This is a genomic window from Paenibacillus sp. J23TS9 (assembly GCF_018403225.1).
Lineage (GTDB): Bacteria > Bacillota > Bacilli > Paenibacillales > Paenibacillaceae > Paenibacillus_AQ.
Genome location: NZ_BOSG01000020.1, coordinates 1 through 512, shown reverse-complemented (window position 1 = coordinate 512; position 512 = coordinate 1). Strand labels below are relative to the sequence as shown.

Sequence of the window (512 nt, the reverse complement as noted above, 5' to 3'; positions counted from 1 at the left end):
GAAGTCGGTGGGGTAACCCGCAAGGGAGCCAGCCGCCGAAGGTGGGGTAGATGATTGGGGTGAAGTCGTAACAAGGTAGCCGTATCGGAAGGTGCGGCTGGATCACCTCCTTTCTATGGAGAATCGTTTCCCGAGTGGAAACATTCAAATACAGCAAGATAATGCTCTCGAAGTATTTTTACTTCGTAAAAATTTCACTCACTCGTTGCTCAGTTTTGAGAGAGCAAACACTCTTTCAATTGCCGATTCTGCTCATTCCACTTGTGGGAATGACATGAGAGCCGGTCTTGATCCTTGAAAACTAGATAACGAAACGAATTTGCGTTTTAGAAATATCCTTTTAGCTGCTTGTGTCAATTTATTGACCAAGTAAATAAGAGTAGCAGCGAAAGATTCGTGACAGGTGATCCTTTGTGAGACAGTTTCCACCTTGGTTTATTCCAATCAAGAAACTGGCGAGCAACAGAGCACATGGCGCGAAACTTGAGCAAATGGTTAAGCTACTAAGAGCA

General features: G+C 44.5%; 1 rRNA gene. It reads left to right on the top strand.

The annotated features are described in order from the left end of the window. Positions 1–113, top strand: a 16S ribosomal RNA gene (locus tag KJS65_RS29510); the annotation flags it as partial. Between the last annotated feature and the right edge of the window lie 399 nt (positions 114–512).